Source organism: Shewanella sp. 1311, from assembly GCF_059338235.1.
On the sequence record NZ_CM181686.1, the window covers coordinates 4,044,183 to 4,059,249 of the forward strand.

At 43.6% G+C, this 15,067-nt stretch carries 12 protein-coding genes and 1 other annotated feature; of the genes, 7 read left to right on the top strand and 5 right to left on the bottom strand.

The genetic code is table 11. The annotated features are described in order from the left end of the window. Nucleotides 1-66 precede the first annotated feature (66 nt). Complete coding sequence (locus AC5YB3_RS17950; protein ID WP_494525859.1) at nucleotides 67-2,061, bottom strand: chorismate mutase; 1,995 nt, start codon at nucleotides 2,059-2,061, stop codon at nucleotides 67-69. A gap of 41 nt (nucleotides 2,062-2,102) precedes the next feature. After that, nucleotides 2,103-2,220, bottom strand: a sequence feature (Phe leader region). Between the two features lie 1,642 nt (nucleotides 2,221-3,862). Beyond that, nucleotides 3,863-4,219, bottom strand: coding sequence for a ribosome hibernation-promoting factor, HPF/YfiA family (gene hpf, locus AC5YB3_RS17955; RefSeq protein ID WP_006080799.1), 357 nt, complete (start codon nucleotides 4,217-4,219; stop codon nucleotides 3,863-3,865). Between the two features lie 299 nt (nucleotides 4,220-4,518). Between hpf and AC5YB3_RS17960 the strand changes: the two genes are divergently transcribed. Then, the gene (locus AC5YB3_RS17960) at nucleotides 4,519-5,211 is read left to right on the top strand and encodes a cytochrome b/b6 domain-containing protein (RefSeq protein WP_107946843.1); all 693 of its coding nucleotides are present in this window, start codon (nucleotides 4,519-4,521) and stop codon (nucleotides 5,209-5,211) included. 75 nt (nucleotides 5,212-5,286) lie between these two features. Here the strand turns inward: AC5YB3_RS17960 and AC5YB3_RS17965 are convergent, their stop codons facing one another. Next, the gene (locus AC5YB3_RS17965; RefSeq protein WP_006080801.1) at nucleotides 5,287-5,736 is read right to left on the bottom strand and encodes a c-type cytochrome; all 450 of its coding nucleotides are present in this window, start codon (nucleotides 5,734-5,736) and stop codon (nucleotides 5,287-5,289) included. Between the two features lie 190 nt (nucleotides 5,737-5,926). Here AC5YB3_RS17965 and trpR point away from each other — a divergent pair, with 190 nt between their 5' ends. Continuing rightward, entirely contained in the window at nucleotides 5,927-6,202 is a 276-nt protein-coding gene (gene trpR / locus AC5YB3_RS17970) for a trp operon repressor (protein ID WP_011846178.1), read from the top strand. A 64-nt stretch (nucleotides 6,203-6,266) separates the two neighbouring features. On the opposite strand, the gene AC5YB3_RS17975 is transcribed toward trpR, so the two are convergent. Together AC5YB3_RS17975 and slyD are read right to left on the bottom strand one after the other, a co-directional pair. After that, entirely contained in the window at nucleotides 6,267-6,638 is a 372-nt protein-coding gene (locus AC5YB3_RS17975) for a hypothetical protein (RefSeq protein ID WP_432327050.1), read from the bottom strand. Between the two features lie 236 nt (nucleotides 6,639-6,874). After that, nucleotides 6,875-7,531: a peptidylprolyl isomerase gene (gene slyD / locus AC5YB3_RS17980; RefSeq protein WP_115335231.1), complete on the bottom strand. Its 657-nt coding sequence runs from the start codon at nucleotides 7,529-7,531 to the stop codon at nucleotides 6,875-6,877. A 641-nt stretch (nucleotides 7,532-8,172) separates the two neighbouring features. Between slyD and thrA the strand changes: the two genes are divergently transcribed. The 5 genes from thrA (at nucleotide 8,173) to AC5YB3_RS18005 (ending at nucleotide 14,810) form a co-directional block, all read left to right on the top strand. Further along, nucleotides 8,173-10,641, top strand: coding sequence for a bifunctional aspartate kinase/homoserine dehydrogenase I (gene thrA / locus AC5YB3_RS17985; protein WP_494525860.1), 2,469 nt, complete (start codon nucleotides 8,173-8,175; stop codon nucleotides 10,639-10,641). Continuing rightward, a complete protein-coding gene (gene thrB, locus AC5YB3_RS17990) occupies nucleotides 10,638-11,600 on the top strand; it encodes a homoserine kinase (protein WP_494525861.1) in 963 nt (320 codons plus the stop codon). Before thrA ends, thrB begins: the two co-directional genes overlap by 4 nt. Nucleotides 11,601-11,712: 112 nt before the next feature. Next, nucleotides 11,713-12,996, top strand: a complete 1,284-nt coding sequence (gene thrC / locus AC5YB3_RS17995) for a threonine synthase (RefSeq protein ID WP_259543854.1) — start codon at nucleotides 11,713-11,715, stop codon at nucleotides 12,994-12,996. A gap of 364 nt (nucleotides 12,997-13,360) precedes the next feature. Continuing rightward, entirely contained in the window at nucleotides 13,361-13,663 is a 303-nt protein-coding gene (locus AC5YB3_RS18000; RefSeq protein WP_170927446.1) for a hypothetical protein, read from the top strand. A gap of 289 nt (nucleotides 13,664-13,952) precedes the next feature. After that, nucleotides 13,953-14,810, top strand: a complete 858-nt coding sequence (locus tag AC5YB3_RS18005; RefSeq protein WP_494525862.1) for a substrate-binding periplasmic protein — start codon at nucleotides 13,953-13,955, stop codon at nucleotides 14,808-14,810. Nucleotides 14,811-15,067: the final 257 nt, after the last annotated feature.

The window sequence follows — 15,067 nt, forward strand, 5'->3', positions numbered from 1 at the left end:
TTTATCCCTGAATACACTTCGAACTAACCACATTTCAGTTAAGATTAAATCACTCAAGATAAAGCGCTAGTTAGCCCGATATAATTCCCGCACTACAGCGCTAATTAAATTAAGCGACTCATGGTCATCACTGCTATCGAGTGGGCAATTGAGTATCAATCCATCCACTTTAAGCTGCTTAATACCTTGGGTTTGAACCAGTAGGGCATCATCTGATACGGCATAGCTAGGGTTGATCAAAATGGGCAAATGACTCGTGGCTTTAATCTGGATCAGGCTCGTTAAATCGAGTGAGGGTAGATTGGCGTTATTTAAGGTTCTAATGCCAGAGTCACACAGTATCAGTTGCTGATTACCTTGGCTTAAGATCACTTCTGTTGCCGTGAGTAATTCTTCAAAACTTGCCATATCGTTACGTTCAAGTATCAAAGGTATTGGCAACGTACCCGCTTGAGTGAGTAAGGTTTGATTAAACATCTGCTTACCCGCTAGAAACAGCATATCGGCGTGCTGAACGGCTAATGGCATATCGGCTTCTTGCTCTATGGCAATAATGCACACTAGACCATATTGATGCAGGATTTGGCGCAGTTTAGCTAGGGTCACTTCCGCCATAGCCACTTGATTAACGCTATTGAGCAGAACCGCTTGGAATCCCGCTTCTTTAAGCTGTTTCACTTGCTGCTCGAAAGCCGATAACGCTAAGTGTGAAATGTCATTATTCAGCGTGATTTGCGCTATGGCACCGACATGCCCGGCACCGATTGTCATTGCACCGCAGTTGATCTCACTGGCTTGCTCCTTATAGGCTTTGCTATATCGAACAGGGCTGGTCTTTGCTCCATTCTCGCTGATGACTTGATCCTTAGAGGTGCTAGGTTCAATCAGTAACTGGCTGTTGCTCAGCTGCGTGGGCTTGACTGTTTCACAAGGATAACAGCCTAATACTTTGATAAAACGGGTGATCCGCTCAAGTTGCTTTAAACCCGCCTGCATGGATTCACTGGAGATATTCGCGTCGATATCCAAATAGAACATCTCTTCCCAAGGTGTTCCTGGTATCGGGCGTGACTCTAGTTTGCTCATGTTTAACTGATGCGCTTTCAGAACCAACAGGGCTTCTACTAAAGCACCGGCTTTTTGGCCCGTCGCCATGATCAACGTGGTCTTAGCGGGTAACTGCTCTGGCACGGCAACGGCTTTACGGGCAACAACGATAAAGCGGCTTTGGTTGATCTTCTGATTCGCTAAGCCTGCTTCTATCGACTCTAGTTGATAGAGTGCACCACCTTCGGCGCTACCAATCGCTGCTGCGCTGTTATCTGGGCTTTGATTCACCTTGTCCATCGCTTCTGCGCTGCTTGAGCAGTACTCCAGTCTCAAGTCTTTGTGCTGACTTAAATATCTGCTGCATTGGCTAATAGGCTGAGGGTGGGCATAGACAGTTTTGATGTCAGCTAATTTACTGCCAGCTTTGCCTAGTAGGCAATGGCTGACTTCAATCGTCGTTTCACCAACGATCGATAGACTGGTGTGCTGCAGTACATCGTAGACTTCGTTGATTGAACCCGAGGAAGTGTTCTCAATCGGCAGGAAACCATAATCAGCATGCCCAGACTCAACGGCTTGCACTATTTCATCGAAACTTTGGCAACCTAGGTCCAGCATTTCAACTTGGCGGCGTTGGCAATAACGGGTCGCTGCAAGATAAGAGTAAGAGCCTCGTGCACCGAGGTAGGCGATACAATACTGCTGTTTTTGTGTTTCTGGATTGGCACGGCCGTGAAGGTAAGCTTGTTGATTCAATACTGAATCTTCAATGATGCTCTGATAAAGGGAAATAACATAGTGGGCATCTAATCCCTTTTCTCTGCCTTCTTTCACCAGTCTAGCGAGCAGTTCTTTCTCCCTTTGAGTATCTCTGATGGGTCTGACATCCACTTCTTTGCTACGGGCCACTTCTAGACTTAAGCGACGGCGCTCAGCGAGTAATGCCAGCAGTTCATTATCCAGATTGGTGATCTGCTCTCGGGTTTGATTTAAAGGCTGTGGTGTATGCATTCTGACCTCAATTGCCGTCATGTATTTTATCAATCGTTTAAGACAAAAAAGCCTCCCATTTGGGAGGCTTTGGATTTTTACTTTCGTTTTTACACAGTAAATCCGCCTCCTAGAGTGGGGGGTGTAAAAAAGAAAGTAAAAAAAGCTGCTGTTATCATTTTCATGGGCTTAAAACTAAAGGGCTAGGGCTTAGCTGTCAATCAAAACTTTCTCATAAACGACCTAAAAAGAAAGCGCACCCGAGGGTGCGCTGGTTTGAGTATGAATATATGGTCAAGCGAGTTTATCCTCCTTATGGTCAGTGTGGGACAAGGTAAAACACTCGTTTATCTTACATTTACGTGTAACAGTAAAACGTTAACAACTAACTAGATAACGACTTGCATTTACAATGAACATTAACAAGTACTTTATGCGGCATAGCGTATAACATTGAAACTATGCTGTTTGAGTACCAGCGAACTTACGTTGACATGTCTTGCACTTATATTTTAACAATTAACACTTACATGGATCTATAACATTAAAAACTAACACTAACAAAACGAACATTTAAAATAAACGATTTACGGCTCATTAGTTGTACTAGGTACATATTGCTGTAAAAACAGCTTAGCCTTGTCATGCGTTTAGGTCTTGCTACTTGCGTTATTACTTTTTACTTTAAAATCTAACGTGTTAATACTTGGAGCGTATAACAAACTCTCATTTACTGTTATTGCATTTTTCGTCAAGTCTAGATGCCCTCCTTTTTAGTTGATAATTAAACGTTATTTAAGGTGTCTATAAAATATCAAAACTCAACTAACGGTAAAAGTTAACACATTACATAAAATATTTATACGATTTACAGTTTTTACTATACAAATAACACTAAGTAAACTAATAACTTTTAATAAAACCAACGTATTGCACTTGCATTAAACACTTACATTAAATCTCACGCTAAAAACGCTAACTTACATATCAGTGTAAATATGACTCACTTCAAATCACTAATCTACATCTAACTAAATGTGACAGTTGTTACCTCATTTATCTCAGTGTTTAGCACGAATTGGTGCCGACCCGTTTTACAATAAGCACTTTTGGTAATGTAGCTTATGTTAATATGACTTTTGTTTATTTTTACCTGGGCCTCCATTGTGGATATAAAAAATTGGATAGTTAAAGGTTTCGCTAATGTACTCGTTGCGCTGTACTCGGCTCCTTATGTTAACTCTGGTGTTCAGCAATGCCGCCTGTTTCTGGTGGTCATCCTGTTATTCGGTCAAAATTGAGCACTACTTTTAGTGAATGCCAACATACTTGATTGTAACTAATATCAACAATATCAATATTATCAAATTGTTCGCTTTGCGTTGCCTCCTTTCCTAACTCACTATTGAAAGTGGAACCTAGTTGAAAGTATAACGTTGAGCTTTTGAACGTGGAAATTATAAGTAAAATTAATCATTAACAGTAAATCTTAGAACTTAAAACCCTTAGTACTTAAAACGATATAGCTTAGATTGGTCGTTCTCCTTAGTTATATCCAGTAACGTTATTTATAACTTAATATCTGTTAACCAATATATGTAAATCAAAATTTAAAGTAAATCAAAATTTGAAACGATTTAAATTCGCACCACTTCGATTCTTGCTGTCACTTTGTAAAGTGTAGTAGGTATTTAGTCAAACGAACTGTTTTTTTCATCATTAAAATGATTGCACTAAGCTTTTGTAAAAACTGTGATCTGATTAAATATTTCTACTTTATTGCTCTCAAAGTGATGCGTTTCTCGCACTCACTAAACTTAAATTATGCCGCATCTTCCTCCTCGTACTCGTCGTCAACTTCAACAATATTATTAGTCGGTGTTAATGATGTGGAACGTTGTGCTTCCGGTTTGTGTGTTATGCGATTGAGCTGCTTCTCTAATTTTTGGCCCATAGCGTTAATCGCAGTATATAAATTTTCATGTTTTGCTTGAGCGAAGAGTTCTCCATTTGGGATGCCAACCGATGCTTCAATTTTGAAACCAGGTTTCTCCTCCGTAATGATTACATGGGGATTTATCATTTGCACATCATGCCTTGAAAGTTTTTCGAAACGGCTTTCAATACGTTCGCGAATAGGAGATGTGACTTCAAGTTGCTTGCTAGTAATCTTTAGCATATTTCGAACCTTCTGTTGTTTCCTTGGATTTCAGATTACCAAGGTCTGCACTATAAAACGAGATCTAGATCACATTTTTGTGCCAGTTAGTTACTGTTCGTTGGATATTTGATCACTTAGACAAATATCAATAACTCCTGGCCAAAAAGCCTTGTATTGCCTGCTAAATCGAGTCATATTCGATGGGATAACTCCGCAGTCTTTGCCCTTATTTACTTATATTTACTTTAAGTTTCATCCCAAATCCCGATAAAATACCTCAACTTATTTCATTCGTTCACTTTGAGTTTGCCCATTTTATGAATATTGAACACGTTAAGATTAAGGTCTGGGATTTACCCACGCGAATTTTCCATTGGGGCATGGTGTGTCTGTTGGCACTTTTATGGTGGAGTGCTGACGCTGGCGAAATGCAGTGGCATCAAATTTTTGCTTATAGTTTGCTGATCCTCATTGGATTTAGGATCCTTTGGGGGATCATTGGTAGCGATACGGCAAGGTTTAGCCACTTTGTTCATCACCCTAAGGTTGTGCTCGACTACTTGAAAGCAATCAAAACTAAGGGAATGTCCGTTGTGCTGGGGCACAATCCTATTGGTGGCTACATGGTTGTCGCACTGATTGGGATCATTAGCCTGCAATTAGTCACAGGCCTTTTTGCGACTGATGATATTTTTACCGAAGGTCCGCTCTATAGTTATGTCAGTTCAGATACCAGTGGGTTTTTGACTTGGCTACATAAGATGAACTTTAACCTTATCCTAGCGCTGAGTGCCATTCATGTACTGGCAGTGGTTATCCATGCTATCAAGGGCGATAAGTTAGTTGGTGCTATGCTCAGTGGCTACAAGAAGGTCTCTAAGGTGGCACTGTCATCAAGCGTGAATCGTGATCTTACATTCAAGTCAGAGTGGCTTGCCTTAGTGCTGCTGGCTGTATTAGCGGCTGTGGTCTTTGTGTATTTAATGTGGCCGATAGTGCAAGTGCTATAGTTTTACGCAGAGTGTTTGAGTAACAAAAAGCCTGCTAATTAGCAGGCTTTTTGATGGACGAAAAACTAAATAGAACTAGTCTTTCTTATAAACGTCGTGACAACCTTTACAGCTTTTTCCTGTATTCATAAAGGCTTGCTTGATTTCAGCTTGATCACCTTTTTGAGCAACAGTAGCAAGAATGGCGGCATTCTCTTGGAAAGTTTTCATTTTTGCATCGAAATCAGCTCTGTCTTGCCAAACTTTGGCTAAGGCTTCAGTGTCGCCTTTGTCTGAGCCATCAATAAAACCTTCGAAAGGAATTTTTGATAATGCAGCAACATTCGTTGCGCGCATTGCGAAGGTTTCCGCTTCGAAAGGTTTTTTGCCTTTCATCATGGCAGCCATATCGCCGAAGTTATAAGCAATAAGACCAAATGCAGATTGGCGGTATTCAATCGCATCTTTAGAATCTTCGAAATTGTGTGCCTGTGCAGCTGAAGCCAATAGAGTACTGGCAACGAGAGTAAGTAGTAATTTTTTCATCGTATTCTCACAAATTAGCGTCGAAGTGTGACATTGCGCTTCTATTGTACACAAATTAACTTGATGTACTAGAAGCATTTTTGTCAGTTTTTGTCTGGATAAGATGAATAAACGTAACAAGTTATTTGTATGTAGAGTAAATCTGTTAGACTGCCAATGTAATGCTTGAACAGTACTTATGAGGGTTATTATGCGAGCAAACTGGGATCTAGTATTAGAAAAAATTTTGAGCCACAGCAATTATGAAGATCTTTCTGTGTTGTTTCATTTACTGTTAACCGAAGAAGAGCGTAGTGCGGTTGCCGGACGCTTAAAGGTATTTCAGTTGTTATTGGATGGGGATATGAGCCAAAGGCACATAGCTGCAGAATATGAAGTGAGTATTGCGACGATCACGCGTTGTTCTAATTACTTGAAAAATATGTCTCCGGAGCATAGAGCGAGAGTTCAAAAGTTGATTGGTTAGTGCCCACATGGATACAAGCCCTGTGGACATCATTTGCGCTTGTTTTGGTGAATAGAACTCTGCCTTAAGGCGTGATGGGCAGCTTATGGCGACGATAGAGTGAACGACGCACCAGAATATATAAGCCGTAGCTGAGTAAGCAGATAGCCACAATAGGGTAATGGTCCTTGGGAAGGAATTTAAAGATAGCCAATGCCGCTATGAGATAGATAAAAGGTAAGAAGTTATAAATCATTTCGGGAAGATAGCCTGACTTACGTCGCCTTGCCGAGTCTGTTCGACGGTTTTGAGAACGCATAACGTAGATCCTCGCACCTAAGACGAACACTACTGTTGCCGCGACTAGGGCATAGTTGATGTCGAGTGCAATAAAACTCGAACTACCGAGCGCCATGTAGCCAAAAGGCAAAATTTCGTAAAGGGGTTTGGTTAACATAAGCACTCCGTCGCTTAACTCAGGTTGATATCAATATCTAATTGAAAATATTCATATAAAAATTGAATACTTCAATTTACCAGTCAGTTATTTATCTATTACGAATAGTATAAACGCTTGCGTATAAAAAATGCACGACCTTAAATTAAGGGCGTGCATCTTAAAAGGTTAAACTATGGCAGTTCAACCGCTTAGGGATAAACTATTTCTAGCTCACCTTGGGCATCAATCTGTATCTAGCCGCGGCAACCACAGCCGCCATTGCCGTCACAACCTGTTTTAGGTGTGTCACAGGCTTCATGCTCTTCATGGTGATGTCCATGATCGTGGTCTGAACCACCACAACAGCCGCCTGCTTCTTCTTTACCTGAACCGCCACAGCATCCACCGCCATGGTCGTGATCATGTCCATGACTTCCACAACCGCCTTGGGCATGAACGTGGCCATGGGCAATTTCTTCGGCAGAGGCTTCGCGAACGTCAACGATCTCGACGCTGAAGTTGAGTGATTGACCCGCTAAAGGATGGTTGCCATCGACGATAACAACATCATCTTTTACTTCCATGACTTGAACTGGGCGTTGACCCATTTCAGTTTCGGCGATGAAGCGCATACCTGGGACGATATCTTCGATATCACCAAAGGCTTCTAATGGCACGGCTTGACGTAGGCCATCGTGGTAAGGGCCATAGGCTTCTTCGGCACTAATAGTGACATCGAGTTTTTCGCCTTTGGTTTTACCATCTAATGCGGCTTCTAAACCTGGGATCAGGTTTTCAGTGCCGTGTAGATATAGCATAGGTTCAGAGTCGAAAGAGTCTTCTAATAGTCTGCCTTCTTGATCTGATAAACGGTAATGAATGGTTACCGCGCTGTGTTGAGTGATCTTCATATCGCCTCCGGTTCGGAATGTGCGCGCATAATAACGTGCTTTTTTAGTGCTGGCGATAATTTGAAGTGGCTTATGTTAGATATCGCACAGCTTTTTTTTCGGCAGATTAAAGCCAGTTTTACGCGGTGCAGCATGTGTAATGTGATTTTTGCTCATTAGCCTGTCAATTTGGCTTGAGTGATGAGGTAGAACAAATAACGCATTAGTTAAAAGTGAACTATAAATAATTATCTGAAAAATAAGTGATTATCTAATAGCTTTCTCGCTTTATTACGTTAACGTCAACAGTTATCTATTGCATAAATCGCATTTTTACCCCTAGAAAACTTTATATTAACTAATCTTGATACAGTATTTTATCGAGTGTGAAGATTTGCTGATAAATAATCCATTTTAGGGGTTGACAAGCGCGGGTAAAAAAAGCAATTCTGTTTATCAAGAAATTAACATGGATTAGCCCAAACACATGCATAGCCTAGGTTTCGTAGTAACTACCATTATTACAACCACCACTACAACAATAGTGGGGGCGGGCTGATACACCCTAAAGAATTTTAACAATGAGCCCGCTTCCCACAAAGAAGCGGGCTTTTTTGTTTCTAGCTCTTATTTCTAAGTCGGGCGCGGTACAGGAGAACAAGATGAAAGTAATGAAATTTGGTGGTACCTCGCTTGCAAATTGGCAGCGATTCTCGATGGCAGCGGATATCGTTGCTCAGTCATCTAAGCTTGAACCTATAGCCACTGTGCTATCGGCCCCTGCAACTGTGACGAATGCTTTATTAGAAATGGTCGACGTAGCCGTTAAAGGTGAAGAATATTTACCTGTGCTGCAGCACGTTGAGCGGGTATTTACTTCGCTGTACCAAGACGCCGTTAACTCAGTGTTGTCGAGTGAGCAAAGCGAACAGCTTTTTTCTGGACTCAATGCCCAGCTGGTGATCTGGCAGGATAGATTACGTGGTATCGGATTACTGCAAGAATGTCCCGATGGTATCCGCGCCGAAATCGTGGTTGCTGGTGAGCGTTTATCTGCAGCCTTGATGGAACAAGTGATGATATCTAAGGGGATCACTTCGGCTCAGCTTGACCCACGCGCCTTATTTTTAGGTCGTGGTCGTCCGTTAGAATCTGTCGTTGATATCGCTGTGAGTAAGCCAAGGTTTCGCGCGTTGGCATTAGGTGAAAAACGCGTATGGGTGATGCCGGGATTCACCGCCGCCGATGAACAGGGCAAAGTGGTGACGTTAGGCCGTAATGGTTCTGACTATTCTGCTGCCGTGCTCGCCGCCTGTTTGGATGCTTCAAGTTGTGAAATCTGGACCGATGTTGACGGTGTCTATAATACCGATCCCCGTGTGGTTGCCGACGCTAAACTCTTGTCTCAGCTCAGCTATCAAGAGGCGATGGAGCTGTCCTATTTTGGTGCTAAGGTATTGCATCCTAAGACGATTGCCCCTATCGCTCAGTTCCATATTCCCTGTTATATCAAAAACAGTTTTAATCCTGATGCGCCCGGCACTTTGGTTTCAAACCAAGCCGATGAAACCGGCTTGCAGGTTAAAGCTATCTCCAATTTAGATAACCAGACCATGTTCGATATTTCAGGCCCAGGCATGAAAGGCATGGTTGGCATGGCGAGCCGTACTTTAGCGGCGATTTCCCGCAGCGGCGTATCCGTGTCTTTAATCACCCAAAGTTCTTCTGAATACAGCATTAGCTTCTGTGTGGCTACATCTGATTCGGCCAAAGTGAAATGGGCTTTAGAGCAAGAGTTTGAGTTAGAAATAAAAAGTGATTTGCTTGAGCCTATCGCTATGCGCCATGAGCTGGCAATTGTGTCCTTGATTGGTGATGGTATGCGTACCCACAAAGGGGTGGCGGCGCGTTTCTTCCAAGCGTTAGCGCAGGCGAGCGTGAACATTATCGCCATCGCCCAAGGATCGTCCGAGCGCTCGATTTCGACTGTGATCGAGCAGCGTAAGACTAAGCATGCAGTAGCAGCTTGTCATCAAGGCTTTTTCGATGTGCAGCAATATTTAGATGTGTTTTTAGTGGGATGTGGCAACGTGGGTGCCGGCCTGCTCGAACAGATAAAACAACAGTCCGCCATGCTCAAAGAGCAGCACATCAGTATCCGTGTTTGCGGCATAGTGAATTCGAACAAGATGTTACTCGACAGTGCGGGCATCGATTTAAGCAACTGGTCTAGTTTGCTTGCCGATAGTCAGCAAGCCTGTGATATCCCAGCGTTACTGGCATGGGCGAAAGAGCAACAACTACTGAATCCTGTACTGGTGGATTGCACTTCGAGCGAGCAAGTGTCGGATCTGTATTTGGATGTGATGAACTCAGGTTTGCATGTGGTCACGCCGAACAAAAAATCGAACACTCGCGATTATGCTTATTACCAAGCGCTTCGCCAAACAGCCTTAAAACAGCGTCGCCAATTCTTATACGAAACCACAGTCGGCGCAGGTTTACCTGTTATCGATAACCTGAAAAAACTGTTATTTGCGGGCGATAAACTGCATAAGTTTAATGGTATTTTATCGGGCTCTTTATCCTTTATCTTCGGCATGCTCGATGACGGCATGACACTGTCTGAAGCGACAGGTCTGGCGCGGGAAAAATGTTTTACTGAGCCAGATCCCCGTGATGATTTGAGCGGTATGGATGTGGCGCGTAAGGTGCTCATTCTTGCCCGTGAAGTGGGACTAAAGCTAGAACTCAGTGATGTGCAGGTTGAATCTGTATTGCCAGCCGAGTTTGATGATTCAGGTGATGTTGAAAGCTTTATGGCGCGTTTGCCGCAGGTTGATACTGCTATTGCCGCTAAAGTGGCGCAGGCCAAAGCCCAAGGTAAAGTACTGCGTTATGTGGGACAAATTGAAGATGGCGTCTGCCGTGTGCGTATCGCCGAAGTCGATGCACAGGATCCCCTTTATAGTGTTAAAGGCGGCGAAAATGCCTTGGCATTCTACAGCCGTTATTATCAGCCCATTCCGTTTGTGCTGCGCGGTTATGGCGCAGGAACGGAAGTGACCGCCGCTGGCGCCTTTGCCGATGTATTAAGAACCTTGAATTGGACTCGTGAGGTGAGTGTATGAGTTTGACCGTTTACGCTCCAGCCTCTATGGGTAACGTGGGAGTCGGATTTGATTTACTGGGCGCCGCTTTGGCGCCGATTGATGGCAGTTTACTCGGCGACAGAGTGACTATCGCGGCGGCAGAGTCGGGTGTGAGTCTGGCGCAGACTGGTGCTTGGGCCCATAAACTGCCTGAAAATCCGCAAGACAATATAGTGTACCAATGTGCCGAATTCTTCTTAACCGCCCTGAGTAAGGAGTATTTAGACGCGCTTGGTAAAGCAGATGAAGGCGTAGCGCTGACACTGGAAAAGAACCTACCCGTTGGCAGTGGTTTAGGTTCGAGTGCAAGTTCAGTCGTGGCGGCGTTATATGCCTTAAATGAACATTTTGACAGACCTTACAGCGAGCAAGCCCTGCTGGAACTGATGGGCGAGTTTGAAGGTAAGATCAGCGGCAGTGTGCACTATGACAACGTCGCCCCCTGTTATTTGGGCGGCATGCAATTGATGCTCAATGTGCCGGGCACAGTATGTGAAGCCATACCGAGTTTTAAAGAATGGTATTGGGTTGTGGCCTATCCAGGTATTTCACTTTCGACGGCGATGATGCGTAAACTCATGCCTGATCAATACGATAAAAGTGTCACTATCGATTTTGGTCGTTATTTAAGTGCCTTTGTACATGCCTCTTATCAGCAGAATGCCAAGCTTGCGATCAGCGTATTAAAGGATGTGTTAGCCGAGCCTTATCGCGCAGCTGCGATTCCGGGTTACGACAATGCCAGAGTCGCTTTAGCCGCTTTAGGCATGTTGACTACGGGGATTTCCGGCAGTGGCCCAACGCTGTTTTCGATTACCGATGATTTAGCCACGGCAAATACCGCTAAAGCCTGGTTAGAACAGCATTATTTAACCGAGGTGGGTGGCTTTGCCCACGTGTGTCGCCTCGATGAGCAAGGCACGCGTAGAGTCGATTAATTCTTATTTTTAGTATCAAGACTAAGCATTAAGGCTAAATATCCATCTTATGCATAAAGAGCACGCATTAAGAATTAGCATTCAAGGCTTAGCATCAAAAGGTCGAGTGAGCATGGAACTATATAATTTAAAACACCCTTCGCAGAAAGTGAGCTTTAAAGAAGCAGTGCAATTAGGTTTAGGTCAGGACAGAGGTTTGTTCTTTCCCACCCAAATTCCGGTCTTGGACGATATTGAAGGACTACTGGCGCTGCCATTTGTTGAGCGCAGTAAAAAAGTGCTCGGTGCATGGCTTGCCTCTGAACTAGGGCAAGATGCGGTTGATGACCTGGTTGAACGTGCCTTTAACTTCGATTTACCTTTGGTTGCCGTCGATGAGCAGCGCGCTTGCCTCGAATTGTTCCACGGTCCTACTCTGGCATTTAAAGATTTTGGTGCACGTTTTATGGCGCAATGCGTCAATGCCTTTGTCGGCGACACACGCTTAACCATTCTGACTGCGACTTCGGGAGACACCGGCGCCGCGGTTGCCGATGCCTTCTATGGACTTGAGAAAGTCAATGTGGTGGTGCTCTATCCTAAGGGTAAGATCAGTGAGCTACAGGAAAAGATGTTCACGACGTTGGGCAAAAACATCCACACAGTTGCCGTATCGTCCGATTTTGATGCCTGCCAAGATCTGGTTAAACGCGCCTTTGATGATCCAGAAGTCCGCGAGGGTTTGAGCTTAAACTCGGCGAACTCTATTAATATCAGCCGCTTACTTGCGCAAATTTGTTATTACTTTGAAGCCGTTGCCCAGTCTAAACAACGCCACGACGCCGATCCTGTGATTTCAGTGCCAAGTGGTAACTTTGGTAACCTGACGGCGGGTTTATTCGCCAAAGCCATGGGGTTACCGGTTAAACGCTTTATCGCCGCAACCAATGCGAATGATACTGTGCCGCGCTATTTAGAAAACGGCCAATGGCAGCCCAATCAAACCCAAGCGACTATGTCTAATGCGATGGATGTTAGTGAGCCAAGTAACTGGCCGCGAGTGGAAGCCATTTGTGAGAAATTAGCTTGGCCGCTGAGTAACTTAGTGGGCATGCGTTTATCTGAAGAGCAAACTTCACTGGCATTAGCTGAGTTGCATGCACAAGGTTATGTGTCTGAGCCCCATGCAGCGATTGCAGCTAAAGCCTTGTCTTTAACTTTAGTGCCTGACGAAGTGGGTATATTCTTAGGTACGGCGCATCCTGCGAAATTTAAGGATGTGGTGGATAGAGAGCTAAATCTTAACTTACCACTGCCGGTTGAGCTTGAGGCCGTTGCCCATAAACCTATCTTGTCGGCTGACTTACCCGCTGATTTTGCCGCACTGAAAGCGCACTTATTCAAGATCTTAACCTAAGCTGCTTGTACTTAAAGTATTAGCCTAGCGGTGAGATAACATAGCGTTAAAGAAGAGAAGGGAGCTTAGCTCCCTTTTTTATCAGCACAATTTTTATAAATACGTTTTTATAAATACATTGCCAACAAGTACACTTTTTACAAATGCATTTTTTTATAAGCGCACTTTTTACAGATGTAAGCAAAATAACGATAAATTGATGGAACTGTGTTGCAGGTAAGCATAAAAGAACTTTTATTTAACTACATGATATTTAATTAATATTTGTAACTTATTGTATTGTTTTTGGTAATGGAAATGTGATTAAATTCACAATTTTATTAGTTTTAATTGTTTATGTTCACCCGCGTGTTTACTCAGTGGGTTGATTGATTTGTCTAGATTTTTTCTATTAAGTGTCTGTTTTTGCGTCTTAGCCTCAGGGTGCGCAACCGAGCAACGAGAGTTATATCGGCGCATAAATGTAGCCTACGATTTTGAAGTGACCCACTGCGACAGTTTTGCCATCGTCACTGGGGTGAGTCGCCGCGAGAATAATCTAGATGAAGCCAAAGAGTCTGCCATTGCTCAGGGAGAGCAATTGGGCGGCACGCACATCGTTTGGTTACAGACTGATATGGGCGATCCCACTAAGGTTGTTGCTGTTATTTATAAGTGTCAGATTTAGCGAGCTTAACCTTCAACTTGATTTCGTTTACTCAGGCGGAGTCTTTATGGCAAGTGCATTAAGTCGGCTACATTAAACGCGTTAAACTAGCTACTGTCCTTTTTTGTTGTTATTCTCCGCGCCCTATTTCGGTTAATTACTATGATCTGACTGGTGTTTATGGCGCACTGTCTAAGTGCCAACTACGCTTATTTAGGTATTAAAACACCGCGGAAGCCTGACGTTGAACCGTTTTGCTTCATCTTCATCAGGAGAGGATCGCCAACTTAAGGGGCAAGTAACTTAGCCTATGTCATTGTTTAAATACGTTCCTGTCTTATTGCTGCTTTTTTTAGCCTTGCCCGCCAAAAGTGCGTTGCAGGTTAATAGTCCTTTACCCTGTCATAAAACCATTAAAGTCGGTTATAACGACTGGCCTCCCTATGCTTGGCAAGATCCCCAAGGAGAAGCCCAAGGTTTAGATGTGGATCTGATGCGGGCATTTGCCGTGTATCTCGGCTGCGAAATCAATTTTATCAATGTGCCCGCGAAGCGATCGCATCAGATGCTGAAAGCTGGACAGTTAGATGTGTTGATGGGAGCGACAATGACGGATGAACGTCAGGCTTATGCGTATTTTTCCAGTTATTATCGAGACGAAGAGCTGCGCTTATTCGTGCTCGATGAGCAAAAAGATCAGATTAATGTCGATAAGTGGGAGGACATTTTTACCAAAAAGTTACGCCTGCTTGTGCCTTCAAGCGGTTGGTATGGCGCTGATTATCAAGAGTCTCAATATCGATTAGAGCAGGAGCATTTATTGGTGTTAAGCCCTGACTCAGATAAGTCGGTACAAATGCTCACCTATGGTCGCGGGGATATGATCGTCGGCGATACTATGGCCATGCCCTATATTGCCAGTCAGCATCAACACATCAAGCTAGTGCCACTCAAGTTAGTGTTAGATCAAAACCATATCCATTTAATGCTCAGTAAAGCGAGTATGACGCCAAACCAGTTAGAGCAGTTTAATCAGGCGATTAAGACCTTGATGGATAACGGTGAAATTGCACGCGTGATCAATAAATGGCAACAAATGTCACTGGCGAAACAATCCAATATGAGCCGCCTAAACAGTCCACTAAAGACGCTGTACGTCAGCCCGTAATCAGGCCTTAACACTAGCCCTTCACGTTAGCTAATCCTGTCTTACTCCTGACGATTTTTATCGTGGTGCAACAGGGTAACGCTATGATCTTTGTTGTTTTCCGCTAAAGAATATTGTTTTTTACTCAGTTGTTTTCCCGCGATTTAAGATGTGACACATTTGCTAAAACTTCTCTGGCTCGAAGTTACTGAACTCTCTATTAAATTCTGCTAGCTTGGTGGGCTAAATTGTCATGCTTTGGGCTTGATTGCGGTATT

Coding starts and splice junctions, on each gene's coding strand:
- thrC (WP_259543854.1), top strand. CDS start 11,713: ATGGAACTATATAATTTAAAACACCCTTCGCAGAAAGTGAGCTTTAAA.
- AC5YB3_RS17975 (WP_432327050.1), bottom strand. CDS start 6,638: ATGTTAACCAAACCCCTTTACGAAATTTTGCCTTTTGGCTACATGGCG.
- AC5YB3_RS18005 (WP_494525862.1), top strand. CDS start 13,953: ATGTCATTGTTTAAATACGTTCCTGTCTTATTGCTGCTTTTTTTAGCC.
- trpR (WP_011846178.1), top strand. CDS start 5,927: ATGCGAGCAAACTGGGATCTAGTATTAGAAAAAATTTTGAGCCACAGC.
- hpf (WP_006080799.1), bottom strand. CDS start 4,219: ATGCTAAAGATTACTAGCAAGCAACTTGAAGTCACATCTCCTATTCGC.
- AC5YB3_RS17960 (WP_107946843.1), top strand. CDS start 4,519: ATGAATATTGAACACGTTAAGATTAAGGTCTGGGATTTACCCACGCGA.
- slyD (WP_115335231.1), bottom strand. CDS start 7,531: ATGAAGATCACTCAACACAGCGCGGTAACCATTCATTACCGTTTATCA.
- thrB (WP_494525861.1), top strand. CDS start 10,638: ATGAGTTTGACCGTTTACGCTCCAGCCTCTATGGGTAACGTGGGAGTC.
- AC5YB3_RS17950 (WP_494525859.1), bottom strand. CDS start 2,061: ATGCATACACCACAGCCTTTAAATCAAACCCGAGAGCAGATCACCAAT.
- thrA (WP_494525860.1), top strand. CDS start 8,173: ATGAAAGTAATGAAATTTGGTGGTACCTCGCTTGCAAATTGGCAGCGA.
- AC5YB3_RS17965 (WP_006080801.1), bottom strand. CDS start 5,736: ATGAAAAAATTACTACTTACTCTCGTTGCCAGTACTCTATTGGCTTCA.